The 25,897-nt window shown below is 43.3% G+C and carries 22 protein-coding genes, 1 tRNA gene and 1 pseudogene; 8 read left to right on the forward strand and 16 right to left on the reverse strand.

Annotation, left to right across the window (positions count from 1 at the left end; all coding sequences use genetic code 11):
* Positions 1-75: 75 nt before the first annotated feature.
* The 5 genes from ABH008_RS09235 to ABH008_RS09255 form a co-directional block, all read right to left on the reverse strand.
* A complete protein-coding gene (locus ABH008_RS09235) occupies positions 76-357 on the reverse strand; it encodes a hypothetical protein (RefSeq protein WP_347989564.1) in 282 nt (93 codons plus the stop codon).
* A 1,239-nt stretch (positions 358-1,596) separates the two neighbouring features.
* Entirely contained in the window at positions 1,597-2,040 is a 444-nt protein-coding gene (locus ABH008_RS09240) for a hypothetical protein (RefSeq protein WP_347989565.1), read from the reverse strand.
* A 29-nt stretch (positions 2,041-2,069) separates the two neighbouring features.
* Entirely contained in the window at positions 2,070-2,219 is a 150-nt protein-coding gene (locus ABH008_RS09245) for a hypothetical protein (RefSeq protein WP_347989566.1), read from the reverse strand.
* 179 nt (positions 2,220-2,398) lie between these two features.
* Positions 2,399-3,763, reverse strand: a complete 1,365-nt coding sequence (locus tag ABH008_RS09250) for a DUF1501 domain-containing protein (protein WP_347989567.1) — start codon at positions 3,761-3,763, stop codon at positions 2,399-2,401.
* Positions 3,764-3,768: 5 nt separating this feature from the next.
* Positions 3,769-5,430 carry a DUF1800 domain-containing protein gene (locus tag ABH008_RS09255; protein WP_347989568.1) on the reverse strand — a complete coding sequence of 554 codons (1,662 nt, stop codon included), beginning with the start codon at positions 5,428-5,430 and terminating at the stop codon, positions 3,769-3,771.
* A gap of 328 nt (positions 5,431-5,758) precedes the next feature.
* Here ABH008_RS09255 and ABH008_RS09260 point away from each other — a divergent pair, with 328 nt between their 5' ends.
* From ABH008_RS09260 to ABH008_RS09275, 4 genes are all read left to right on the forward strand, one after another.
* Complete coding sequence (locus ABH008_RS09260) at positions 5,759-6,343, forward strand: DUF308 domain-containing protein (protein WP_347989569.1); 585 nt, start codon at positions 5,759-5,761, stop codon at positions 6,341-6,343.
* A gap of 244 nt (positions 6,344-6,587) precedes the next feature.
* Entirely contained in the window at positions 6,588-7,688 is a 1,101-nt protein-coding gene (locus tag ABH008_RS09265; RefSeq protein ID WP_347989570.1) for an NADH:flavin oxidoreductase/NADH oxidase, read from the forward strand.
* A 496-nt stretch (positions 7,689-8,184) separates the two neighbouring features.
* Positions 8,185-8,862: a hypothetical protein gene (locus ABH008_RS09270; protein WP_347989571.1), complete on the forward strand. Its 678-nt coding sequence runs from the start codon at positions 8,185-8,187 to the stop codon at positions 8,860-8,862.
* 316 nt (positions 8,863-9,178) lie between these two features.
* On the forward strand, positions 9,179-9,745 hold the full coding sequence (locus ABH008_RS09275) for a nitroreductase family protein (RefSeq protein ID WP_347989572.1): 567 nt from the start codon (positions 9,179-9,181) through the stop codon (positions 9,743-9,745).
* 392 nt (positions 9,746-10,137) lie between these two features.
* On the opposite strand, the gene fae is transcribed toward ABH008_RS09275, so the two are convergent.
* Together fae and ABH008_RS09285 are read right to left on the reverse strand one after the other, a co-directional pair.
* Positions 10,138-10,686, reverse strand: coding sequence for a formaldehyde-activating enzyme (fae, locus tag ABH008_RS09280; protein ID WP_347989573.1), 549 nt, complete (start codon positions 10,684-10,686; stop codon positions 10,138-10,140).
* Positions 10,687-11,453: 767 nt separating this feature from the next.
* Positions 11,454-12,014 (reverse strand): ferritin-like domain-containing protein, encoded by a 561-nt coding sequence (locus tag ABH008_RS09285; RefSeq protein ID WP_347989574.1) that lies wholly within the window; start codon positions 12,012-12,014, stop codon positions 11,454-11,456.
* 804 nt (positions 12,015-12,818) lie between these two features.
* On the opposite strand from ABH008_RS09285, the gene ABH008_RS09290 reads away from it, so the two are divergent.
* Positions 12,819-14,219: a sorbosone dehydrogenase family protein gene (locus tag ABH008_RS09290; protein ID WP_347989575.1), complete on the forward strand. Its 1,401-nt coding sequence runs from the start codon at positions 12,819-12,821 to the stop codon at positions 14,217-14,219.
* Positions 14,220-14,363: 144 nt separating this feature from the next.
* Entirely contained in the window at positions 14,364-14,744 is a 381-nt protein-coding gene (locus ABH008_RS09295; protein WP_347989576.1) for a four-helix bundle copper-binding protein, read from the forward strand.
* A 230-nt stretch (positions 14,745-14,974) separates the two neighbouring features.
* On the opposite strand, the gene ABH008_RS09300 is transcribed toward ABH008_RS09295, so the two are convergent.
* The 7 genes and pseudogenes from ABH008_RS09300 to ABH008_RS09330 all read right to left on the reverse strand — a co-directional run bounded on the left by ABH008_RS09300 (position 14,975) and on the right by ABH008_RS09330 (position 22,060).
* Positions 14,975-15,421, reverse strand: coding sequence for a DUF2383 domain-containing protein (locus tag ABH008_RS09300; RefSeq protein ID WP_347989577.1), 447 nt, complete (start codon positions 15,419-15,421; stop codon positions 14,975-14,977).
* A 227-nt stretch (positions 15,422-15,648) separates the two neighbouring features.
* On the reverse strand, positions 15,649-15,798 hold the full coding sequence (locus tag ABH008_RS09305) for a lmo0937 family membrane protein (RefSeq protein ID WP_347989578.1): 150 nt from the start codon (positions 15,796-15,798) through the stop codon (positions 15,649-15,651).
* A gap of 206 nt (positions 15,799-16,004) precedes the next feature.
* Positions 16,005-16,187: a CsbD family protein gene (locus ABH008_RS09310; protein ID WP_347989579.1), complete on the reverse strand. Its 183-nt coding sequence runs from the start codon at positions 16,185-16,187 to the stop codon at positions 16,005-16,007.
* 449 nt (positions 16,188-16,636) lie between these two features.
* Positions 16,637-16,918, reverse strand: coding sequence for a hypothetical protein (locus ABH008_RS09315; protein WP_347989580.1), 282 nt, complete (start codon positions 16,916-16,918; stop codon positions 16,637-16,639).
* A gap of 161 nt (positions 16,919-17,079) precedes the next feature.
* On the reverse strand, positions 17,080-17,454 hold the full coding sequence (locus ABH008_RS09320) for an EF-hand domain-containing protein (RefSeq protein ID WP_347989581.1): 375 nt from the start codon (positions 17,452-17,454) through the stop codon (positions 17,080-17,082).
* Between the two features lie 439 nt (positions 17,455-17,893).
* Positions 17,894-18,076, reverse strand: a pseudogene (locus tag ABH008_RS09325) (IS481 family transposase); the annotation flags it as partial.
* Positions 18,077-18,364: 288 nt separating this feature from the next.
* Complete coding sequence (locus tag ABH008_RS09330; RefSeq protein ID WP_347989582.1) at positions 18,365-22,060, reverse strand: DUF6701 domain-containing protein; 3,696 nt, start codon at positions 22,058-22,060, stop codon at positions 18,365-18,367.
* Between the two features lie 1,386 nt (positions 22,061-23,446).
* On the opposite strand from ABH008_RS09330, the gene ABH008_RS09335 reads away from it, so the two are divergent.
* Both ABH008_RS09335 and ABH008_RS09340 read left to right on the forward strand, forming a co-directional pair.
* Positions 23,447-23,743 (forward strand): transcriptional regulator, encoded by a 297-nt coding sequence (locus ABH008_RS09335; protein ID WP_347989583.1) that lies wholly within the window; start codon positions 23,447-23,449, stop codon positions 23,741-23,743.
* 5 nt (positions 23,744-23,748) lie between these two features.
* Positions 23,749-24,069: a helix-turn-helix domain-containing protein gene (locus tag ABH008_RS09340; RefSeq protein ID WP_347989584.1), complete on the forward strand. Its 321-nt coding sequence runs from the start codon at positions 23,749-23,751 to the stop codon at positions 24,067-24,069.
* Positions 24,070-24,544: 475 nt separating this feature from the next.
* Here ABH008_RS09340 and ABH008_RS09345 read toward each other — a convergent pair.
* A tRNA-Thr gene (locus ABH008_RS09345) sits at positions 24,545-24,620 on the reverse strand.
* Between the two features lie 80 nt (positions 24,621-24,700).
* Positions 24,701-25,882, reverse strand: a complete 1,182-nt coding sequence (locus tag ABH008_RS09350; protein WP_347989585.1) for a pyridoxal phosphate-dependent aminotransferase — start codon at positions 25,880-25,882, stop codon at positions 24,701-24,703.
* Positions 25,883-25,897: the final 15 nt, after the last annotated feature.

The following is a 25,897-nucleotide window of genomic DNA, read 5'->3' on the forward strand; positions in this document are numbered from 1 at the left end:
TTAGCAAGACAAAGCTATGGTCGTCATGTGCAGGCCTATTACAATACTACCCGAAGAACTAAAAGTGTTTTGCAACTAGACTAGGTTGTTTGTGTTGATGGCAGGCAACGTTGACCATCTTGTTCCAGCCTGATCGACATAGACAGTTTGCTCTGCATTCCTCACTCGCCAAATGGGCAAAAAGGGTGACATTGATACCTTGCTGGGGAACCAGACTAAATCCGCTTTAGCATTTGTACCTATACCTGCCAGTTTAATTGCAGCCAGCTCATTTACTGAAAATACAGTATGACTTCCAGCCAATCTAAGGTGTCCAAGTACACGCCCCGTGCCTTCCTCAATTCTTACCATAGCCATTAGAGTCTGGTTATCACTCAGTTTGACCAAGTAGTAAGCGTTGCCGCCATCCAGCCGTTCAACAAAAAATATATAGGGGTCAGGTTAGTTTTAATACTTGTTATGGTTAGCAAGATAAAGCCATGGTTGTCATGTGCAGGCCTATCACAATACTACCCGAAGAACTAAAAGTGTTTTGCAACTAGACTAGGTTGTTTGTGTTGATGGCAGGCAACGTTGACCATCTTGTTCCAGCCTGATCGACATAGACAGTTTGCTCTGCATTCCTCACTCGCCAAATGGGCAAAAAAGGTGACATTGAGACCTTGCTGGGGAACCAGACTAAATCCGCTTTAGCATTTGTACCTATACCTGCTAGTTTAATTGCAGCCAGCTCATTTACTGAAAATACAGTATGACTTCCAGCCAATCTAACATATATAGGGGTCAGGTTAGTTTTAATACTTGTTATGGTTAGCAAGACAAAGCCATGGTCGTCATGTGCAGGCCTATCACAATACTACCCGAAGAACTAAAAGTGTTTTGCAACTAGACTAGGTTGTTTGTGTTGATGGCAGGCAACGTTGACCATCTTGTTCCAGCCTGATCGACATAGACAGTTTGCTCTGCATTCCTCACTCGCCAAATGGGCAAAAAAGGTGACATTGAGACCTTGCTGGGGAACCAGACTAAATCCGCTTTAGCATTTGTACCTATACCTGCTAGTTTAATTGCAGCCAGCTCATTTACTGAAAATACAGTATGACTTCCAGCCAATCTAACATATATAGGGGTCTAACATATATAGGGGTCAGGTTAGTTTTAATACTTGTTATGGTTAGCAAGACAAAGCCATGGTCGTCATGTGCAGGCCTATCACAATACTACCCGAAGAACTAAAAGTGTTTTGCAACTAGACTAGGTTGTTTGTGTTGATGGCAGGCAACGTTGACCATCTTGTTCCAGCCTGATCGACATAGACAGTTTGCTCTGCATTCCTCACTCGCCAAATGGGCAAAAAAGGTGACATTGAGACCTTGCTGGGGAACCAGACTAAATCCGCTTTAGCATTTGTACCTATACCTGCTAGTTTAATTGCAGCCAGCTCATTTACTGAAAATACAGTATGACTTCCAGCCAATCTAACATATATAGGGGTCAGGTTAGTTTTAATACTTGTTATGGTTAGCAAGACAAAGCCATGGTCGTCATGTGCAGGCCTATCACAATACTACCCGAAGAACTAAAAGTGTTTTGCAACTAGACTAGGTTGTTTGTGTTGATGGCAGGCAACGTTGACCATCTTGTTCCAGCCTGATCGACATAGACAGTTTGCTCTGCATTCCTCACTCGCCAAATGGGCAAAAAAGGTGACATTGAGACCTTGCTGGGGAACCAGACTAAATCCGCTTTAGCATTTGTACCTATACCTGCCAGTTTAATTGCAGCCAGCTCATTTACTGAAAATACAGTATGACTTCCAGCCAATCTAAGGTGTCCAAGTACACGCCCCGTGCCTTCCTCAATTCTTACCATAGCCATTAGAGTCTGGTTATCACTCAGTTTGACCAAGTAGTAAGCGTTGCCGCCATCCAGCCGTTCAACAAGATAGCTACGCATAGATGACACAAACACCTCGGGAACTGCTGCCAGAGCGATTTGGATCAATTCTTCCTGGGTAAGTGGTGTCGATGCTGTTGACATGATATTAACCTCTTGTGCTGGTCTGTATGTCATGCAGATCGTTGTAGGGCGAGATTAATACCTTGCCGCATATTATGTTGGTCAATTAGGCGATCACTGTCAGACTGCTGGTACAGTAAAGCCAAAGCCAAAGCCAAAGCCAAAGCCAAAGCCAAAGCCAAAGCCAAAGCATATAACATGTTGTTAATCCAGTTGTAATATAAAAACCCAAAAAGGATGCAACCTTATTAGATTTACCTCATAAACTAGTAGGTTATAGGCTAAACACGTGTTTAACAATTAGTAGTTATACCAATCAATTTTTAGAAAACCAGGAGACGGCGGGAAATAATCGCCCGCCGCGCTCTATACGACCAGTCTAAACCGGATGCATAAAATCCAGGTTTTGTATGGAGAAATTACGTAGGTTAGGAAAGTTAGCCAGCAGTTGCGCGTTGTTAAGACCAAACCAAGCCGTCAGCGTCGCGGCGTACTGATCCACCGACGTAGACGGTATCCAGCGTCCTTCGCTGCTGGTATCGTCTGTGCCGCCGAGTTTTAAGGTGGGGAATTTTCCGTAGAAATCACCACCCTTAACTGAGCCGCCCATTATCAGGTGATGGTTCCCCCAGGCGTGGTCACTGCCACCGTCTGTGTTGGGTTGTAAGGTACGTGCAAAGTCGGACATGGTAAAAGCAACCACTTCGTTGGCTACGCTTAATTCCACGGTTGCCTGATAAAAGGCATGCATAGCCTGGCTGACTTCCTGCAATAAACGGGCTTGAGTGGCTAATTGGCCCGTGTGGGTGTCGAAACCACCCAGAGAGACGAAAAATATTTGCTTCTGTCCAGCCAGAGTTTTACGCTCGGCAATGGTTTTTGCCACCGACAGCAGTTGGTTGCCAAGATCCGTTTTTGGGAACACTGTTTTCAATGTGGGTTCCGGCGTCATCGCGTTATTGTAAATAAGGCTATAGTTAATCGCAGTGCTTAACAGTTTGTTGGCAGCAGCGGTTAGGGTAGGTGTGCCGCTTTCGTTAAGAATGTTGTGCAAGGCCTGATAGCGGGAACTGCCCGACATTGGATTTGGAAAACCCGCCAAGTGGTTGCCCGGTGCGAATGGATGGGTTTTCACCCCTTGCGTGAAAGTGTCGTTTCCAGCGAAAGTAAGCATGATCGGCAAGCCGCTACTGAGGGCAGTGTCGGCCAAATCATCGGCGCTACGCCCACCCCAGCCTGTGGCAGCCAACGGATCGTCGGAATAAGTGGTGGCGGATTGCCATTCCCTTTGCTGGTCTGCGTGCGAGTAAAGCTGATCGGGTAGGCCAATTTTGTCCAAATATTGAGTGCGCGTGATGGGCTCTATCAGCGGACCCGTGTTGCAAAGTACTGCCAAATTACCGGCATGATAGAGATTTTGCAGTTCCGGCATATTGGGGTGCAAACCAAAAGTCTGGTTACCCTGGCTGGCGGCCTGAATTTTTAGCAGACTGCTTTGCGGAATGTTCAATTGCGCGGACGTACCCCTGATGCGATTATAATCGGCGTATCTGTCATAAGGAATAACCATATTATTGCCATCGTTACCGCCATATAAAAAAATGCACACCATGGCCTGATAACTGGATGTGCCAGAAACGCCAGAGGCAATTGTCGATCCCCAGGTACTGAAGCTGGGCAGCAAAAGGCCAGCACTTAAGGCGCAACCACTGGTTTTCAAAAAATTTCGACGGGAGTGGTTCATCCTGGTTACCTCTGTATTTGATATTGTCCAGACGCTAGCACCAGATACAACGCAGTTTGCGCGCGTAGTTTGGTCTCTTTGGCAGGCACATGGTTAATGGCGGTCAAAAGTTCGGATTGCATATAGGCTGACATTGCTCCATGCATAAATTGTCGATTAAGCTGGGCAACCAACTCGGTGGGATTGACGGCCAGCTTGCTCAAAGGCGTCAGGTCAAAGCCACTGCCGCTGCTGGTTTTGTCGGGTTGTATTTTGCCGAACACCAGTTCATTAACAAAATTTTCATGCGCCAAGGCGTTGGTCGAGGAATCAATGCCAAATTCCGGTCCTTGTAGCACTGTACCGGGAGCCTGGTATTGATGCGGATAGTAGTTGAACACGGTTGCCGGGTAAAACAGGTCTTGCCCCATAATATGGGTATACGGATTGAGAAAGCCATCACTATGCGCGTTTAAAGTCTTCAAGGTGTTAACCACGAATTGTACGGGTTCCCGCAGGTGACCAAAATTAGCGCTAGCGGGTGCCGATCCTCTCGCCGATGGGTCTAGTAAAATAGCGGCGATAACTGCCTGCATATCGCCGCGCTTACCCGACCCAAAGCCATGGCTTTTTCCTGTATTGAAAGCCTGAGTGACACGGGAAACATAATCAGGACTAGGATTGCTTGTCACCAGATGCTGTATTAATTGCTTACCAATATAGGGGCCAACATTGGGGTGATTGAAGATGTTGTCCAACGCATCCTTCAGGTCTAATTCAGCATCCTGATTGGCGGGCAGGGTGGTTACCATACCCCCCGGCGTTAGGCTAAGTAAGGTTTTGACGGATTTGTCATGGTGGATATCCTGCCCCTTGCTATCGCGATACAGTGCCATTGGGTCGGCGTAATTAACCGGGTTGGGGAAATGGCTGGCACTGCTTGAATTGCGGTTAGCAAAAGTCCAGCCAGTGAATACATGCGCAAAGCCCTCAATGCTATCCTGATCATAAGTGGGGATAGGCTGGTTTTGTTTATCCAATAGGATGGAACCGTCGTCATTCAGCCAGTTTAGACCAATAGAAAACAGTTGTAGCACCTCGCGGGCATAATTTTCGTTGGGGCTGGTTTTGCCATTAGCGGATGGCTTGTCGTTGTTCACCATGTCCAGATAGTGACCCATGGCTGGATTAAGGGTTATATTCTCCAATAACTGACGGAAATTGCCAAAGGCGTCGTCCAACAGTACGTTCAGATAGGGTGCGTAATAGCCGGGCTGAGGAATTTTAACCCCAGATACCACTAATATTTGATGAAGCGCATAAGCAACCCTTTGCCGCAATTGGTCGTGGCCGGTTAAAGCGTGTTTAAAAAACTCCACCTGATTGGGATACTGAGAATAGTGGTCGCGAGGACAGGTGGCCGGGCTACCTTTTGGGCAACCCAGGCCAGAACTTGGCGGCATTTCCGCTGGCACTCTGTAAAGGGTGGCTGGGATTTTAAATTCTGCCGCCAGGCACTTGTCGATGCTGCCCAGTTTTTGGCAGGCCGTAACCGCATCCGAGGTTGGCCCCCAGGTGGACTGTTCCAGATAGCGAGTGACATCTGCTTGGCTGATACTGCCAGCGGTGGCAGCCGATCCCATCGTTAGCCCTGCGAGTGCAAAATATAATAAATGTTGTTTCGGCATGTTATTACCTTGGTTGTTTACTGTATGGCTATGTCGTGGTGTGGGTAGTCTAGGGGGTATATGAGCCTATAACTGTGAGCAATTTGGCATTATCCTAGAAATAGCGGATTTAACCGCCCAAGGCTTATTTCTACCAATTAGGCGCGTAACAGGCTGTAGCGCAGCACCCTATGTTCGTTAAAGCACGGACATCTGTTAGCCATTCACCTATGTTGTTAAACCTAAGAGAGTGCGCTGGCAGTTAAGTGTACTGTTATCGGTTGCAGTGCCATTTTGGGTAGCCCAATAAAGGTGCTGGTTATTTCAAATTACGATATTAAGAAGACTTATGAATATTAATGCAGAATTTAATGTAAGTAGCGAAATAAACCAGATTCAACTAAAAATACGCGGTTATCTGCAACAACATTGGAAATGGTTGTTTGTGGAAGGGGTGTTTTTAATCATCATGGGAAGCGCTGCGATTATTGTGCCTAATGTGTTTACCTTAGGCATCATCCTGTTTTTAGGTTGGCTGTTGATAATCAGCGGCATACTGCAAATGGTTAGAGTCTTTACTACCAGTCATTTGCCGGGCGCGCGCTTATGGATTTTTTCCGCTATTATACAAATTATCATCGGTTATTTTTTCGTGACCGATCCCCTGGATGGACGTATGACCTTAGCTGTTTTGCTAGGCTTGTATTTTGCTATGGATGGCATGGCAAAAATTTATTTGGCGTTAATGTTTCGGCCGCTGGCGAGTTGGGGTTGGTTGATTTTTAGCGGTATAGCCTCGTTGTTGATGCTGATTATTGTATGGGCCGGTTGGCCGGGAACAGCATTATGGGTGCCGGGTTTATTGTTAGGCATTAACCTGATTTTTACTGGATGGTCATTGCTCAGTATTAGCTTGCAGCATAAATCTGTATGAGTTGAATGGCTCTCTACCCATCCTACCAACTGAGGCTTGTGGGTAATCAAATAAAGAACTGTCATGCTAGTGTCAATTATGATTGATAAAATTTCGTTTTATATTCTGTTGCACTAACATTGCGGATCGGTTCTTTTTTTGCGCAATAGATAACTACCTACTACACTGCATGATTTAATATTTAGAAATGCTGCTGCTTTTCAAAGCATCAGCACTAATCTCCATTAAATTTTAAGGCGAAATAATGTCAGCGTTATTCCAACCCCTTGTCATCAAAGATATTAAATTGCGCAACCGCATCGCGGTTCCTCCAATGTGTCAGTATTCCGCTGTCGATGGCCTGATCAACGATTGGCATTATGCTCACTATGCCGGATTAGCCAGAGGCGGAGCAGGGCTGGTCATTGTTGAAGCAACCGCCGTTTCTCCTGAGGGCCGTATTACGCCCGGATGTACAGGTATCTGGAACGATCAGCAAGCCGAGGCATTTGCCGTCGTGGTCGCCGATATAAAGGCAGCTGGCGCTGTTCCGGGTATTCAGATTGCCCACGCCGGACGCAAGGCCAGCGCCAACCGGCCTTGGGAAGGGGATGATCACATTCCAGACGGCGACACACGCGGCTGGGAAACCTTGTCGCCCTCAGCCATTCCTTTTGGTGCAAATCTGCCGAAATGTCCCAAGGCCATGAGCTTGGATGACATTAAACGTGTGCAAAAGGATTTTGTGTTAGCCGCCAAAAGGGCTGTTGATGCAGGTTTTGAATGGCTGGAACTACACTTTGCGCACGGTTACCTAGGCCAGAGTTTTTTTTCGACTTACGCCAATCAGCGCGATGATGCCTATGGTGGCAGCTTTGAAAACCGCAGTCGATTTCTGCTGGAAACCCTTGCAGAAGTACGTCAGGTTTGGCCAGAGCATTTGCCGTTGACGGCACGTTTCGGTGTTATAGAATACGATGGAAACGACGAGCAAACGCTAGCAGAATCAATTCAACTGGTAAAAGCATTTAAACAAACCGGGTTGGATCTGTTAAGCGTCAGCATTGGGTTTTCGACACCCACCGCTGTTATTCCATGGGCGCCAGCGTTTCTTGCCCCCATTGCCGGACGCATTCGTCGTGAGGCTGGCTTGCCCGTTGCCGCCGCCTGGGGAATTGATGCCCCAGAAGTGGCTCAGAAAACCATTGAAAATGCTGAGCTTGATCTAGTTATGGTGGGCCGCGCCCATCTTGCAAATCCGCATTGGCCCTATCAGGCAGCTTTAAAACTGAATGTAGAACGTCCTGCTTGGCTATTGCCAGCTCCTTATGCGTATTGGTTAGAGAAATATCATGCCGATGGCTAAATAGTTAGGCGAAAAGTTGCGCTTAAGCTAAGCTAAGTTAACCCCCGTATACTATTTATTACCAATATATTGCCAGTTATATAGGCGGAATTCATTCAACACAGCGTAACCCAACAATCGAGTCTGTAAACGTTTACAAAACTGATAGGTTGGGTTATGGCTTGTGCGTAGTTATATGTATGTGTTTAATAAATAAGTTTATTTATAACAAAGTACCGTCTAAACCCATCCCTTGCATAGCACAAATTCGGCACACTGCTACATTATTTTGCAGCGTGTTTGCAAATAAAATGCTTGCTTCGACACAAAGTCAATTTGACATATCTTCGTCATATCACGTAGAATTTAATAGACTTATGACTGTAATAAGTCTGCGCCAATGAAAATTTGGTCGTAAATATTGAGTTGAGCTGCCTAAGGTCTAATCAAAAAAGATAAATTGTACATTAGTACAATAGACCGCTAGCAATTCGCAATTTATTCTGAACGTATGTGTATGATCATTAATATGATCGTGGTTACATTTTTTTTTTTTGGAATCGGTATGAACGTTAAGCAAAAAAACGGATATTTGGGTGTTATATTAGCGTTATCTGCTGCTATATACTTACCTCAGGCAAATGCAAGTATTTTGAGTGTTCCATCTCCTACAGAAGGAGATAGCTTTAACATTTTCAATCTCACAGCTGGTAACTTTACAGACTATTATTCTTTTAATGTTGCTAGTGACGCGCTTTTTTCATTTACCGGCAATTCGGTTGATACACTGGGTACGGGTGGTTTATCATTTTTAACCAATGGCGCTTCCTTGACTAATGTCTACTTATTGGATATTACCTCAAATAAAAGCACCGCAGCCCATCTCACCAGTAACACTGTTACTAAAGTTAGCCCTATAAACGCTTCTGATACCTACACACAAACTAGCTACTCAGCCAGTCTTGGCGGCATCTTACTTAATAGTACTGATAGCTATGAATTGGTTTTCACTGGTCATTCAGAAAATAGCAATAGCACAGTGGGTGGCACTTTGTTTTTAGAACCCACCTATCCACTAACTAGCCCAGGGACAGTGAATGCTGTTCCTCTGTCTAGCTCCACTTGGATGTTCTTAACCGGCATAGTGGGCTTTTTAGGATTAAGCAGAAACAGCAATGCCAACAAAGCTGTTTAAGAGTAAACCCACAGTTCCATAAAAAAACCACCTTCGGGTGGTTTTTTTTTCGCCCAAAATTTTTTAAATCAAACCTAAGGACAATGCCTTAAATCGTAAGTTTAAGCAAAAAAAATCGACAAATAGGGATGCCGCCGTCAGGCACATCTATCGCCCGATGCACAAATTGACCTACTCCTCTCGCTTACCATCCCCAATACCACAAAGTTATTTAACGCACAGACTAACCGCTTTTACAACGTTATGCTGAGTCAACATAATATTCAAACATATGTGACAACTTGCGCTGCAAATTTTAAACTTTAAGGTATAGCAAATGAATATCACAGAGATCATTAATTCACGCCACTCAGTCCGTGATTACACCAGCAAAAAAGTCGATGAGGCATCAATCCATCAACTGCTTAATGCAGCTGTGCATGCCCCCACCGCTATGCATGAAGAGCCATGGGTGTTTGTCGTTATTCAAAACAAGAGTCTGTTGAACCGCTTGTCGGATGACGTGAAACAACTTCTGTCTAGTGGCGGCGATCCCATACATCCACACGAGCTAACACAGGGCGCGGATCAATTCATAGCACCGGCATTTAATGTCTTTTACAATGCCACCACCTTGATCGTCATTTGTGAAAAACCGATGGGTGAGTTTGCTGCCGCAGACTGTTGGCTGGCCGCACAAAACCTGATGCTGTCTGCCTGCGCCAGCGGGCTTGGCAGTTGCGTAATCGGCTTAGCCGTAACCGCCTTAAACACCCCCGCATGGAAAAAAGAACTGGGAATTACTGCAGAAATGACTGCCATTGCCCCCATTATTGTAGGTTTTCCCGCTACTGAAACGCCCCTCGTCTCACGCAAACTGCCAGAAGTTCTGTCCTGGATATGAAAGGGTGGACAATAAATTATAGCAAGGCCATAAGTCGTATTGTGTCGGTGCAATAGCTGCCAACCGCATATCACCGCTTGCCATCAGTTTGTCGTAGGCGGTAGCGCATTAAGGTGTGTCCATCATGAGCTAAAACATGTTATCTGAAAGGAGATAACCGCAGATAGTAACGACAACCGTAGCAAATCTGCAAAGGGCAAGTCGCGAGGCCAGCCTGAAAGAAGCGGATAGCAAAAGGACTGTACGATGTGCTAACCAACGGGCGGCGCATCAATACAGTTCAATGCCATCAATATTATAATTAATGCTGAATCAATCCTGTTTGACACCATCGCTTTAAGAATAACAAGTGTGACCATTCCATCCGCATCATTTCAGCGTATCCCAACACTTTAGATTTTACCGTCCAAGCCCATTTGGAAATACTTGTGAGTAATTGTCTCTTGATTTTCCAATAACCAATCGATATCAGGCTGGTTATTCATTGCTTTGTGGATGGCTGTTGCCATGGCTTTACGGTGAATATCAAAAAGGATTTTATGGTCCAGGTTATCGTCTGTGGTCACGCTTGGATTAAGCCAAACCGAGACAATAATGCCCAAATCGTTGGCCTTTTCTTTTGGAATGTCACCCGCCCGAACGGCATCCAAAACCCCATTGGCAATGGCGGCTTGCACAGTACCCATCAGAATATTGGTGTAGCGGGTACTATTAACGGTAACCTTACTCACCATTAACGTCACCGGCCTAACCTGTATATCGGTATTTAATATGGCAAAAACCCGAGTGTGGCCTTTGACTTGACCGCCGGTCAGCGAAGCAATTGCCGTACCCACAGGCCCATCCAGTTCGCCAATAATCACCTCAGGTTCTGCGGCGGTACCAGGAGGCCCACCAGCAACCAAAGCTTCTCCGGTACGCATCACGATTCTTTCTCTCATTGTGGATTCCTCTTAAGGTAAAAAACGGTTGGGAAAATGACCCTATCATGTTCAGGTAGCATAACATGGAGTAAGGTTCAGGTCATTTTGACGCTAATCTAGACATCAATCTTGGCACCAACAGCTATCAGGCGTACTTATAAGGCGCGGCAATGGTACAAATCGACAAATTCAATTGCTATAGAAACAAGCACGATGTTATTAGCGGGTTTAATCAAAATAATAAAGTTTCCTATATCAGCATAACCTAACCTGATTACCTATAATCTTTAGCAACTTCAATTATTAGCCATCGAAACTGTAATTCCGGCATGAACCTACCAGGATCCAGGGTGTAGGCTGGGTTGAATAAAAATGACTTGAAAAGTGCGATAGCGAAACCCAGCTTCGAAGCTTACGTATGCCCGATTCCTGTTGGTATGACTGTTTAGCTGAAGCTTGTGAGTAATCAGGTAACCTAATGGAAATTGAAAATCGCGTGATCAACTTTTCACTACAAACACCGAACTTAGGTCAAGTTTAGTAATCCGCTCAACGGCAAACAGAACATCAAATCGAGATCAGTGTTGCCGGTGTCAGGTATATCTGGTTAGAGAGAAGATGAATACTACCGTATTAAGGATATACCAAGCAATACACTGCCTTTATCGCTCATAAGCCGACGTAACCTAATGTTTTTCATTAAGTTTATAGAAAACCGCCTAAAATAAAACCAGCAAGCTTGTAACCGAAAAGCGCACAGTTTCGTCCCCCCATGCGCTTTAGGTTTATATGCCTTCTAAAAGCGAGGCAAGATCGTCCGCATGTTCTTCCTCACTGGCCAGTATATCCTTGAGCATAATCTGTGTCGTAGAATCATGCTCAGCCATATAGGCTATTATTTTCTGGTAACTTTCGATAGCTATCCTTTCGGCAATAAGATCTTCCTTGATCATCGCTTTAAGCGTATCACCCTCGATGTATTCAGCGTGGCTACGCTCGCTCAATCCGTCTGGAGAAAAATTGGGTTCACCGCCCAATTGGACAATGCGTTTTGCCAAACGATCTGCATGGAGCATTTCTTCATTGGCGTGTGCCAGAAACTCGTTTTTTACCGGTTCGGAATGTATTCCCTTTGCCATAAAGTAATGACGTTTGTAACGTAGAACACAGATTAATTCAGTGGCAAGTGCTTCATTTAAAAGCCTGATGACTTCTTTTCGGTCTGCTGAGTAGCCTTTTGTAACAGCACCGTTCTCGATATTATGGCGGGCATGCTTGCGCAAGCTCTTAATGTCCAATAGAACCGATTCATTATCAATGGAAGTTTCGTTTGTAGAGGTATTCATTTTTTTACCTGGTGGTGTTTTGTAATTGATGGGGTAGTCTACTGACAGAAAATCGAAGTCCTGCAATCAGTAGTTCTAGAGTGGCATGGTGATCAAAGCCTATAATTGCGTAATTTTCGTGCTTCGTATTGAATCAAAGATGTTTAAGCCGCTAGGGTAGATGCCTCTGTTGAGTGAATATCCTCTGCTTTAGCATGCATGAAAATGTCTTTCGCTTTAGTCCGTTCATCATTGTCAGTTGTACGGACAAAAATCAAAGCGCTTCCCATTTTGATTTTGCCTTCATAGCGTTAAGGTAAACATAGCTAACGATAAGCGTGTTGGCATAGTAGCCCTCCTCAAGATTCAAGATAATCCCTAGCATCCATGTCGGCTATAAGCTACTTACAAAAACTCAGTATGCACTACATCGACTAGTCCGTTCTTGGTGAGCCAAGTCGAACCATGAACGGACTAACCGATCCGACGTAAAAAACACAGACTGAATTATTGCTAAGCGCTTATTTAAGATACTGGATGCACTAAACTAAGTCTGTACGTCATCACACATATATAGGTGATGACGTACAGACTTAGTTTACGCCTCTAGATATATTTAAAAGACATTCATAGGTATTTAATGGGGTAATTAATATGGTCAACTGCTGGGTTGTCCAACTATGCAATGTACGATTCCGTACAGACTGAGACTGATATAGCGGATAAATTATTTTTTACTGCTTTTGGCTCGGTAGCTCTAGCTCAGACGTTCGATGAGGGTCTCGCCAAGTTGACCGTCTTCCACCTTAATCGAGATTTATGATCATGTATCCAACAAACTCATTGTTAGTCGCCTTGGTCGGGATAGCAATAACGGCCTGTGGTGACGTTGCACAATTACCGGTTTCTTCCGGCGTTGGCCCACACCCGCAATTGCCTCCACCTAACCCAACATTAATTTCAACTATTAATATTGCCACCGCCAAGGGTTGGCCTGTTGATGGAAAACCCTTGGCAGCAGCAGGACTGACAGTAAACAAATTTGCGGGTGAACTTGATCATCCGCGTTGGCTTTATGTGCTACCCAACGGCGATGTATTAGTGGCCGAAACCAATGCTCCACCGAAACCGGAGGATGGAACCGGCATTAAGGGTTGGATCATGAAGTGGGTGATGAAAAAAGCAGGTGCGGGTGTTGCTAGCGCTAATCGCATTACACTACTTCGCGATATTGATAGCGACGGAGTCGCTGAAACGCGGTCAGTGTTTATCGAAGGGCTTAACTCACCGTTTGGTATGGCGCTGGTGGGTAATGACTTCTACGTGGCTAACACGGATGCAATTATCAAATATCCCTATATACCAGGCCAACCCCATATTGATGCAACCGGAATTAAGGTGCTGGATTTACCCGCTGGCCTTATTAATCATCACTGGACAAAAAATTTGCTTAGCAACAAGGAGGGTTCGCGCCTGTATGTAACGGTAGGGTCGAATAGTAATGTCGCCGAGAACGGTATTTCGCAAGAGGACGGGCGAGCGTCTATTTGGGAATTTGATCTAAAACAAAAAACTCACCGTGTTTATGCCACGGGTTTACGCAATCCAAATGGTTTAGCTTGGGGGGCGGATGGCGTAACGCTTTGGACAGTAGTTAACGAACGCGATGAACTGGGTAGCGATCTGGTGCCGGATTATCTGACTACGGTCGTTGACGGTGGCTTTTATGGTTGGCCATACAGTTATTTTGGCCAACAGGTGGATGAGCGTATCCAAGCACAGCGTCCCGATTTGGTCGCCAAAGCCATTATGCCTGATTATGCACTCGGACCACACACAGCCTCACTCGGACTCGCTTATTCCAACAACAGTGCTTGGCCTACACCTTATCTAAATGGCGTTTTCATCGGTCAACATGGGTCGTGGAACCGCAAGCCACGCAGCGGTTATCGGGTCATATTCATTCCATTTAGTAACGGTAAACCCATAGGCGATCCGCTTGAGGTACTGACTGGTTTTGTAAGTACCGATGATGAAGCTTTCGGCAGACCTGTGGGCGTTGCTATGCTTGATCGGCAAATCGCATTACTGGTTGCCGATGATGTAGGCAATATTATCTGGCGTGTTACTGCATCCAATCTAAATTCCCAAACATCTAAGATGCTAAAAACCGACACCTCCACTGGAGAAATGTGTGAGCTACGCTCGGCATCCTTACCTATGTAGGATACCGTACCGATTGGCACGGAATTTATAACTAGAATGCTTATAGCGTTACGTTCCATACTTGAGTATTAATTTAAATCTTGATTGTTGCTCAGTAAATTTATCAATTTTTTATCAAACTTAATTAATATACTGGGGAATTTCATGAACCATTTGGATCACAATAAACATTGTATGCAATCTTGTATAGAAGCTTGTAGCCATTGCCATCAGGTTTGTTTACAAACTGCTTTGGGTCACTGCCTAAATACTGGCGGTAAGCATGTAGAGGCAGAACATTTCCGTCTAATGATGAGCTGTGCCGAAATTTGCCAAGCCTCGGCTAACTCCCAACTGGGTAACTCTGTATTTCATCAGCGTATTTGCGAAGTTTGTGCTGAAATCTGTGAAGCCTGTGCGCTGAGTTGCGAAAAAATTGGTGGTATGGATGAATGTGTCAAGGCATGCCGTGACTGTGCGGCAAGTTGTCGGCATATGGCAAGTTACACACTTGAAGATAATGGTAGTTGCGCAAATAAAGTCTGAGTAAAAGACAGCGATTTAGCAGATAAGAAATACGTTAAGCGTGTTAATGCGTCTACCTCGGGTGTCAATGGCTAAATAGCACTCAACCATGAAAAATGCGAACAATGTTGGTGCCGATGATAAATGGGCACCTCTTGAAAAAGTTGAATTATAGCTGTAGAAATGGATAGAAACCCTAACAGTATGCCTTAGGGTTTCTAACAAATTGACATACTATACGGTTTTAAGGCTTATGCCGCTTTCGCCGTGTCTAAAAGTTGATCTAAAGTACGTATATTGGCTTGATTGGAAACCAATAATTTGCTTTCAATCAAAGTGCGAATATCAACAGATAACTCTGTATCCAAAAGCGCTTTTTCATAATCATCGGCCCCATTTTTTTCACCTTCTTGCAAGACTTTTAGTGTCGCACTATTACCCAGTAATTTGGCGCCGTCTACCACTATTTGTGCCCAACTACCCCATACGCCGGAGTCTTCGGAAGGTGTTCCTCCCAATTGATTTATTAGCGCTTGTATACTGGAGACTGCCTCTTTATGTTCATAAAAAATAGGGGATAAATATTCAGAATTGCCAAGATCGGCATTTTCCTTTAGTTTATCCAAAGCCTGTTGATACGTTTCTGTTGCTGATAATTCATCTTTCAGAAATTTGTTAAGTAATTCAATGTTATGCATAATAAAACTCCAATAGTGTAATATTTGATTAACTGAAGTCGCCTCGGTTAATACCGTCGATACTCAGAGCGCTCTGTATAAATGAAGGAGACATGAATTATTACGATTAAGCCGCTATGCGCGAGTTCTCGTCTTATTCAAAAGTATCTCTGTTGATTATCTTGGTAATATAAATCTAATCCATATAGTTACGAATTTTTGGCTGGTGCAAACTAACGCAGAGCTTGCTATGATATTCGTCTACCCTGAATAAATCCTACCAAAAGCATAATAAGAGCGATGACTAATAATACATGAATGAATCCACCCAGGCTGTACGCGGAAACCAAACCGAGAGCCCAGAGAATAATTAAGATGATTGCAATAGTTTGAATCATTTGTGCTGCTCCATAAAAGACTGCTGAATGATAGATAAATTCAACAATAATTAGTTTATTTAATAAAACTTCAAGGTGTTAAATATATTAACCCATTAGTTTTATAGTCATTTTAGGTTCTAACCTAATTTTGTTAATCGAATAATTTTATTGCAACAGGTTAGCCTATTCTGTTTAGCCTGAACCGCGTCGCAAAATTCGACTGATTAATCGTCAAGATTATTTTTAATAGTATGCTTAATATCACCAAATACAGCCTGAAGTTTACCCGTATTTATTTGGACATTACCTTCTGCTTTCATTTCGTTATCACCGAATAACTTACCGACAACCTCTTTGACTTTACCTTTAGATTCTTCTACCCGGCCTTTTAATTGGTCTTTATTCATGTTATTTCTCCTGATAGTTAATTTAATTATGAATGAGACTGATGTGTTTCATCGCTCATCTTTTACAATACATTCAGAATTAAACAGACTCTGTTCGTCATCGAACATAATAGGAATTTTTTGATGAAAAAAGTCATTAAACAATTCATATATCGACTCCTGCATGTTTGCTGATTGCATTCTGCAAACAATTACAAATCTGTTGTAAAATTTTCGATACAGATCACTTAAGCCGCTGACAAAACTCAATATGCACACCATCGGCTAGTCCGTTCGTGGTGAGCCTAGTCGAACCATGAACGGACTAGCCGATCCGACGTAAAAAATACAGACTGATTGATTGCTAAGCGCTTATTATCTGTCGCTCGCTTAGCGACTATATGTTTTTCTCGCAGGTTACTGATAGAATCTCAATCGAGAAAACAAATAAAATAATTTATTGGTTCAGTTTATTTCGCACAATGGCTATGGGCGACATTAAAATCGACTTTCGCAATGGATTCCTTGTCCATGCAAAGCCAATACGATGCTGGTTTCAACTCTGTCTTGCACGAAGCAGACAGCGGTGCCGCAGACGTTTTGCTAGTCCCATTGGCGGCTTCCTGCTGCTCGAAGCGCTCAGTAGCACGTAAACAGGTGGTGAAGGCTTCGCTTGGCTTTGGTGCTTCTTCGGCCTTACAAACCATAGGCAAAGTCATGATTAAAATTAATCCAGTAACTAAATTACGCATGTTAAAACTCCTCTAAGAACGTGTTTCAAATAAAACGATTGGTACTGCCTAGACGTTTACATGGGTTGAAACGTATGGGGAATCAGGAAGTATTTAAATAAATACAAGCGCCTAAAGGGTAGGGCGCTATGCCTTTATTTGCAGATTTCGTACTAAACTTGCTACTTAACTTCCCCTTCCCGTTTGGTCTCCATTTCCAGATTTTGATATTCGTGCTGTTCGAGTTTGCCGTTATGACCAGCGTCTACTTTGTCAAATAGCTGCAATAAAGAGGGGTGATTTTGCAATTCATCTTTAGTAACATAGTGGTCCCCATTGCTATCAGCTTGGGAAAATGTGGGTAAATTGCCATTCCCATCAGCTAGTTTTTTTTCTGTTTCGATTTTAGAGTTTTGATTGACTGGGTTTGAGCTTTCAGCCCATGTAGGATTGATAATCGTACTGATACCAATACCTATGATGCCTGCAACCCATATCATTTTAAAGGCCTGATTTGGGTTATGAAATATTTTAGGTGTGTTTGTTTTAGTTTTCATAATAGTAATACTCGGTGATGGTTTCGTAAGTTGTTTTGTATAGTTAAATTTGTATTGCTTGATTAAGCATATGTACTTTTATTTTTCTTTAAAAAGTATCTAAATTAGATTTTTATGAATGATATTATTAAAATAACGTCCACTTACTATCGCCTGATTACCCATAAGCTTCAGCACATATCAACAGAGGGGTGGTCAGCCATTCCAATTTTGCTGGAATGCCTCGTTGCAAAATCCTGGATGGTCATCACTTCAAGTTTGTCGGTTACTTCTATTTGATGACAGGGGCGAGGCTTATAGGTAATCGGGTAAGATTAAGAATAGACTTATGCTTAGCTTTGAATCTACAGCAAAATGTGTAGAGTGTCCGTTCGATGACGAACATATGATTTAACCGTCAAGTAAAGCGTATCTAGTTAAAATGTATATATAACCAGCAGATTTTTTTGCGGAAAGTAACCCGGTAAAACTCTGGCAAAATCATTTTATGGAAGAGTTTGCCGGTACCACTGGTTTGTGGTGACATCGCTTTCGTTTTGGTGTGATCAATGTCATTGATAGCCAACTAAAGCTGATAATCGTGTTGATCCACTTTACCGCCATACTCGGTTTCCCGATCAGTCCATTTAAAAGGTTAGTGTTAAATTAAATTAAAATTCAACCGGTTTCCTTTTCTTTGTTTTGCAATAACGGCGTTTTACAATGAGAATTAATGGAGTCAATGTGATTTCAAGTGTGGTTTTTATAATAACAATGAATTATATAAATGGACAATAGTTGGTTACTATAGTTAATGGCGTTGGTTTTGCATTTCATCACCATCGTATAGTGCCTCCAAAGCATGTACGGGGTAAAAATTCGGTACCCTTAGACAGATTTTAGAGTATCCCTAAAGTTAGTACTTGTCGTATTAATAAACTTCCCGAAAATAAATTACTTTTGAATTTCCCTGATATACACCAAAGGTTACCAGGGCAGAGGGTGATAATGCATTTTGCGAGTTACTTTGATTCCAAGGGTAAAGTAACCATGGCAAACTATTGGAAATATTACTTTGCACGCTGATTGCCCCCGTATTTCCGGCACCGGGAGCACTAAAGCTAATACCTCCGCTACCTGAAAGCAAAGTGCTTCCCAGTAAAGATGCATTAGTACTGCCCGTGCCCAAGCTTATTGCAGTGGTTGCTGATTGGTAAGCGCCACCATTGCTGGTTCCATTACTAAGGTAAATCTGGTTGCTTAAACTAAGGCTAGTACAATTATCCATGCTGTTAGCTACAAAATTAATGCCATTAAAATACTGAGCAGATACAGGAATAACTAAAGGCGATAATTCTGAACCATGTGCATTGCCCATAGCTAAACGTCCCCACAACATCGCGTTATTGCCACCCGTAAAACTGATGCCATTTCCCAACGTGTTAGCCCCAAAGCTTATTTTTGATGTAGAGTTATTGATGCTTGTACCGTTAATATTGGCTACTGCTACATTATCAATATCCAATAAATTAAAACTTAGGGCAATATTGGCATTGTATTGTGCTATGGGGTTGCTTGGACGTGTGATCGCCAAAGCATTGTAACTAGTATCTGAAAACGTCAGAGTTCCCAATCCAAAGTTGGTGCCACCCAACGTTTGGCCTAAATCAGCAATAGCGAGATTATAGCCATTTAGTACACTAACGCTTTGACTGATATCGTTATAAGTGGCATTAGAAATGTTACTCGTATTAATTTTGAAATAACTGCCTGTATAATTTTGTGTAACCGACCCGGCACTATTTTTAGCGGACACTGTTGCTATCGGGTTTGTTGCAAATTTGACAGGTTGACCCATATAAGTAAAGGTGCTACAGGCGGGTGTCAGTTGCGGTGTGTTTAAGCTCACATCCAGATGGTCAGGAATAAAACGACCGAAAAAATTACTTGCAGTCGTATTTCCAAAATTGCAACCGAACTGATTGTTCACAGCCAAGGTAGAAAAATCATTGGTACAATCACCCACATTAGCATCCACAGCAGTAAAGGTACTATCATAAACGCCATCGGCGGCGAAGCTGAAATATCCAACTTCCGAATAGGAAAATGCAGCTCCTGTTGCAGTACCCGAATTTGCAGTAGCTGCACTAAAACTACCCGAAAGAGTACCCGCTTGTGTTGCACCAGTATGAGCGGTTATTTTACTGTTATCTATTAGTGGTACTGCGTTATAACCGGTTGCCGAAGTGCTGGCGGTCAGCGAAAACTGGCTACCGGCTTTGATGGTGGGTGTGGCAGTGGTACTCACCCCTGTTGCATCGGCATTGACACTTCCCGTCACGGTAAAACTCACCGGGCGTACCGAAAATCTATCCGTAGAGCAACCCACAACATTTGGAGTCTGATTAGCATCAGTAACCCGACACATTAGATTAGGATAGGCAGCTGTCACACTCATCAAGGCGCTACGTAATCTACCTTGAGCGGTTAATTGTCCAACCTGGGAAAAAATAAGCGTCTGATTAACCGCTGGCGATATAGCCGTACGTTGGGCACAACTGGCATTACCCGTACCATCTACCAGCTCTAAGGTGACCGCTTTGCTGCCATTGGAAGCATAATTATTATCTACGCTATCGGCAACCCCATCATTATTGGCATCGTTCAACGCCACCACATCAAAAGCAAACGCTGTATTAATCAATTTAGTATAAAGATGTCCGCTTAACGCATCCTGACCAGTTTCTATGCAATTAAAGGCATAGGGTGGTGGCAGATTAGCCACTACCGACACGCACGCATGTGTTTGAGTTTCCAGAGAAGACAACTCAGTGGCCGACAAAGCGCCCTGATATAAGCGCAGTTCGTCAATATCGCCATTCGCGGTATTACTGGTATAAGCAGAAACAGAACCTGTGATGCCGGACATACGTTGCGCTCCCACATACAGCGTTGCCATGTCCCCTAAACTACCATTGAGTACGCTCGTGGAAGTGGCAATAGGCAGAGTGTTGCCATCAAGATAAATAGCAGTTTGATTAACACTTAAATCCCAGGTTACGGCAATATAATGCCAAGTATTGGCAGAAAAATTATAACTGGGCGATGTGGCAGTAGAAACGGTATAGGCAGTATCCGAAATAGAGAATACCAAAGCACCAACATTATTTTTAGCCAGGAAAAAATGATTTGAATAGCTGCCCACCAGGTTAGACGCATCAAATAAAATGCGATTTTTGCCATTATTCCAGTTTTCATTATCGGTATACCAGAAAGCGATAGTACCGGTATTGCCTAAACTATTTACATCAATGCCGGTGTTTACACCCATTGCAGTAGTACCGGCTGGCACTTGCCCAGCCCCACAAGTGCCCGGATTACCCGTAATTGCAGAGTAAGGAGAGTTAGGAATAGCTCCAGCAGTAGGGGTGGCCGTGCCTAATGCTGACGCAGAACGACCATTACCACTGTAGTCCTGTATGTTGCCCCAAGTGCTTTCTTCCATGGCATAGTAAGCATAAATTTCTGAAGGAAATTGATAGCTGTCAATGGCAGTATTATTGACCGTATTTTGGTCGCCTCCCGTGCCAGAGACTGTAGCGGTATTAGTAACAGTACCCGCCGCACTGCTCGACACATTGACATAAAGGACTAGTGCGGACGCTGACCCACCAGACGCTATTGCCCCCGTGCGTGTACAGATCACCGTTTTTCCTGAAGCACTGCAACTCCAACCAGAGCCCGAATAAGCAGCATAACTTAACGAGCTGGATAAGGTGTCAACAATGGTTAATGGCCCCGGTTCAGATTTTAATCCAAAGTTGGATACATTCAGCGTATAGCTGGCACTACTACCCGCAATTAAGTTACCGCTTCGCGTTATAGTAACCGCAGTATCAACCTGCGAAGGCGTTAGTGCCATTAATTGCCCAACGCCATAATCAGCAAAGCTGGAATCCCCGGTTGCAACTGCCGTGGCGGAACCCGTTGCTCCGGCATTAGCTTTAGTAGCGGTAGCCATTTGAATGGTAGTGCCGACTGCATTGGCAGCTAACGGGGCAGATTGATCAAGTCTTCCTACCATACCACTAATCCCCGTTGGGGTGCCAAAACTGGAAGCCGATAGATAAGTAAGTGATGAAATGATCATGCTATTAGCCACGGTAGTGGTAATAGAAGCCGTCGATTGCGTCATAGAGCTTGGGTTTAATTGCGCACTCCAGACATTAATTGGGCTGGCGGTAGTATCTACGCCAGAAAAGGCCAGAAAGCCACCTACGGCTGTTCCTCCTGATAAATGTGAATTAGAGAATGTCCAGGTATAACTGTTTGGATCGTTAATGCCGACAATATTGTAATAAGTTAATAAGGTTATACCTCCTGGTGCGGTTGAAGTACCTCCATTGGGTTGCTGGGTACTGGTCATCAGCGTCCAGCCAGGGGGAGCTGTATAAGTTACAGTGTATGGACGAGCAACAATTGAGGCTATTAAAGTTTGGCCTGCCACTGTTCCTGGAGGTTTGTTAATGACCAAAGCCCCAGGTGATCCATCGGTTGGTAATGCGCCGTTATAACCGCTAGACTCGCTGATATAGGTGATATTGGCCAGAGCTTTAAACGAACTCATACATAAACAAAAAACTATCAGTGCCCTGAGCAGAAAACTTAATTTAGACCATTGTGGAAAAAGGCGCTTCATCGGAACATTTTGCAATTTTTGTTAGCTTATTAAACATGCACAATATCATAGATCGAACAATATCCCCTTAGGGCGAAACCTAAAATATGCCGATCAGTTAACATAAATAGAAAAGGCAATCGTTAGATACGAGAAATTCACTCTGTTGTTCCATTTCAACGCCCTCAATAATTACCTCAATCCTGTGTGATGCATAGATATCCTTTCTATATAGGGGTCAGGTTAGTTTTAATGTTTAGAGTCAAAGCCTAAAAAAATGCTGGTTTTCATATGGGGTAATAGTTGTAAACTGTATTACAACGCTTGAAGTCAACCACCACCCAGTAAAGGCAACACTGATTTAAGACATCAATGAATGTTTTTCCGAAATAGATGGGTTTGACGCAACACTAATTTATCAAGTCAGTATTTGGTCAAATATTTAGTGTGCCGGTTGGCGTTTTAGAAATAAGTTGCTTTAGCTAAAGGCAATAAAAAAGGCCTTAGATTCACACCTAAGGCCTTCTTTAATATGGAGCTAGTGAGGGGGGGCGAACTCCTGATCGGCAGATTACAAATGTTGGATTCAATTTTTAATATAAAAAATCTATACAAATAGGTGTCAGGTTAGTTTTAATACTTAGAGTCAAAGCCATAAAGGGCACTTAAAAGAGTGCTAGTTTTTAGGGTGCATTAGGTGTCAACTGTATTGCACCGCTTGAAGTAAATTACCGTCAAATAAAGGTAATGCAGATTTAAGGCATCAATGAATGTTTTTCCGAAACAATATATAGGGGTCAGGTTATAAACAATATATAGGGGTCAGGTTAGTTTTAATGTTTAGAGTCAAAGCCTAAAAAAATGCTGGTTTTCATATGGGGTAATAGTTGTAAACTGTATTACAACGCTTGTAGTCAACCACCACCCAGTAAAGGCAACACTGATTTAAGGCATCAATGAATGTTTTTCCGAAATAGAGGGGTGTGACGCAACACTAATTTATCAAGTCAGTATTTGGTCAAATATGTGGTGCGCTGGTTGGCGTTTTTAGAAATAGGTTGCTTTAGCTAAAGGCAATAAAAAAGGCCTTAGATTCACACCTAAGGCCTTCTTTTATATGGAGCTAGTGAGGGGATTCGAACTCCTGACCGGCTGATAACAAATTACATTCTTAAGCTAACCTTATCAAAATCATAACACAAAATAATTTTGTACACAGGTGTTTATAAGTGATTGATTTAATTGACCTGCGTTTTGCGTTTTGTACGCCTTTTTTAAGATTATTACGTTTTAAAATTTGCTTGACATTATACGGGTATCCCGTATAATAAAACCATGAGAACAGTTATTGAAACCCCAACCTTTGAAAAGTTAGCCGATAAAATCTGGTCTGAGAATGATCGCCTAGACTTTATTGCATGGATTGCACAATATCCATTGGCAGGCGATGTTATACCGGGTGCCAATGGCGCTAGAAAAGTTAGATGGTCAGCCAAAGGTCATGGTAAACGCGGTGGTGTACGTGTTATTTATTTCAATATATCCGATCAAGGCGTCATCTATCTAATCACGCTTTATCAAAAATCAGAAAAAGAAAATATTTCCCCTAACGAAATTCTTAAAAAGGTATAGACATTATGGATATTGAAAAAATAGCCAAAGCCATTGAAGCAGATGCTGGATTTGAATTGCCTGGGCTGGTTGATAGCCTAGCTGAAATGCAGCAAGGCATAGCCGGACGAACACATACCCCAGAACAAATGCTTCTTCGCCAGGCTAGAAATAAAACAGGCAAAACGCAACAGGCATTTGCTGATTTAATACAAACTCCTGTTGCTACTTTACGCGACTGGGAACAAGGTCGCTTTAGTCCGTCCGGCGCTGTAGTTTGTTTGCTTCACATTATCAGTAATCATCCTGATGTCATTGATGAACTATCGCAAATTAATCACTCATAATTACGATCGACAAAGCTTTTACAAGCTATCCATCACCACCTTAAAAGCTGCTACAGCATCACAAATCTGTTTGGTCGTAGTTGTATTAGTATCTTTAATAATGCGCTTAGCTTCCTGCCTGGCAGCTTCGATTTTTGCCCCAACTATTGCCCACTGATTTGCAGTTGTTATGATTAAGTCAGCAACCTGTTGTGCTGTTGCGCCTGTTGCTGAAGCTTCGGTGGTTACCCATATATCATTATAGGGGTCAGGTTAGTTTTAATACTTAAACTCAACCACTGCTTAGTTAAGGCAATACAGAGTTAAGACATCAATGAATGTTTTTCCGAAATAGAGGGGTGTGACGCAACGCTAATTTATCAAGTCAGTATTTGGTCAAATATGTGGTGCGTTGGTTGGCGTTTTTAGAAATAGGTTGCTTTAGCTAAAGGCAATAAAAAAGGCCTTAGATTCACACCTAAGGCCTTCTTTTATATGGAGCTAGTGAGGGGATTCGAACTCCTGACCGGCTGATTACAAATCAGCTGCTCTACCGACTGAGCTACACCAGCAATATTTGAACATTATACTCTGCGAATTTTATCTTGGCAAGCCTTTTAGGCAAAATCAATATCCAAAATTTTCAGCAATATTAACTAGCCTGTTGAATACGTATTAACGCGTTTTCCAGATTACTCATACTGGTAGCGATAGAAATACGAATATGTCCAGGGCAGCCAAAGGCAGAACCCGGTACCAAGGCAACTCCGGCTTTTTCAATTAAGTATTCGGCAAATTCCAAATCGTCGTTAATGCCGCTCAGTTTGGCAATCAGTTTTTCAACATTTGGAAACACATAAAAAGTACCGTCAGTCGGTATGCATTCAATGCCCTCTATCTTGTTCAGTTCGGCAACCACAAAGTCGTGGCGTTTTTTAAACTCAACCAACATGGTATCAATGCAGCTTTGATCGCCGTTTAAAGCTTCTTCGGCGGCTACTTGCGAAATTGATGTCGGGTTAGATGTACTTTGCGATTGGATAATGCACATAGCTTCAATCAAATCCACAGGGCCAGCGGCATAACCAATACGCCAGCCTGTCATGGAATAAGCTTTAGAAACGCCATTCAGCACGATGGTCCGTGCATAAAAATCCGGGTTAGCGTTTAAAAAGTTTACAAATTCGCCTTTGTTCCACAAAACATGTTCGTACATGTCATCAGTGGCCACCAAAATATCCGGAAAATCGCGCAATACATCGCCCAGTGCTTTTAATTCCTCTAAGGAATAAGCCGCACCCGTTGGGTTAGAAGGGCTGTTGATCACCAGCAACCGGGTTTTAGCGGTAATGGCATTGCGCAATTGCGCCGGGGTAATTTTAAAGTGTTGATTTTGACCGGCTTCAATAATCACAGGCACGCCATCGGCCAGTAACACCATATCAGGATAAGATACCCAGTATGGGGCAGGAATGATCACTTCGTCACCCGCATTCAATAAGGCTTGTGCCAAATTAAAGAAGCTTTGTTTGCCCCCACAAGATACCAGAATTTGATTCGGTTGATAGTCAAAACCGTTATCGCGTTTAAATTTTTGGATAATAGCTTTTTTCAGGCCAGCCGTACCATCTACAGCGGTGTATTTGGTAAAACCATTATCAATGGCTTTAATGGCAGCGGCTTTGATGTGGTCTGGGGTGTCAAAATCTGGCTCGCCAGCGCCTAGACCAATAATGTCTTTTCCAGCAGCGCGCATGGCTGCAGCTCTGGCGGTTATCGCTAAAGTAGGGGATGGTTTAACCGCTTTAACTCTGTTGGACAGTAAGATGCTCATGATTCCTCGGGCAAA

The sequence above is a fragment of the Methylomonas sp. AM2-LC genome (genome assembly GCF_039904985.1).
In the GTDB taxonomy this organism is placed as follows: Bacteria; Pseudomonadota; Gammaproteobacteria; order Methylococcales; family Methylomonadaceae; genus Methylomonas.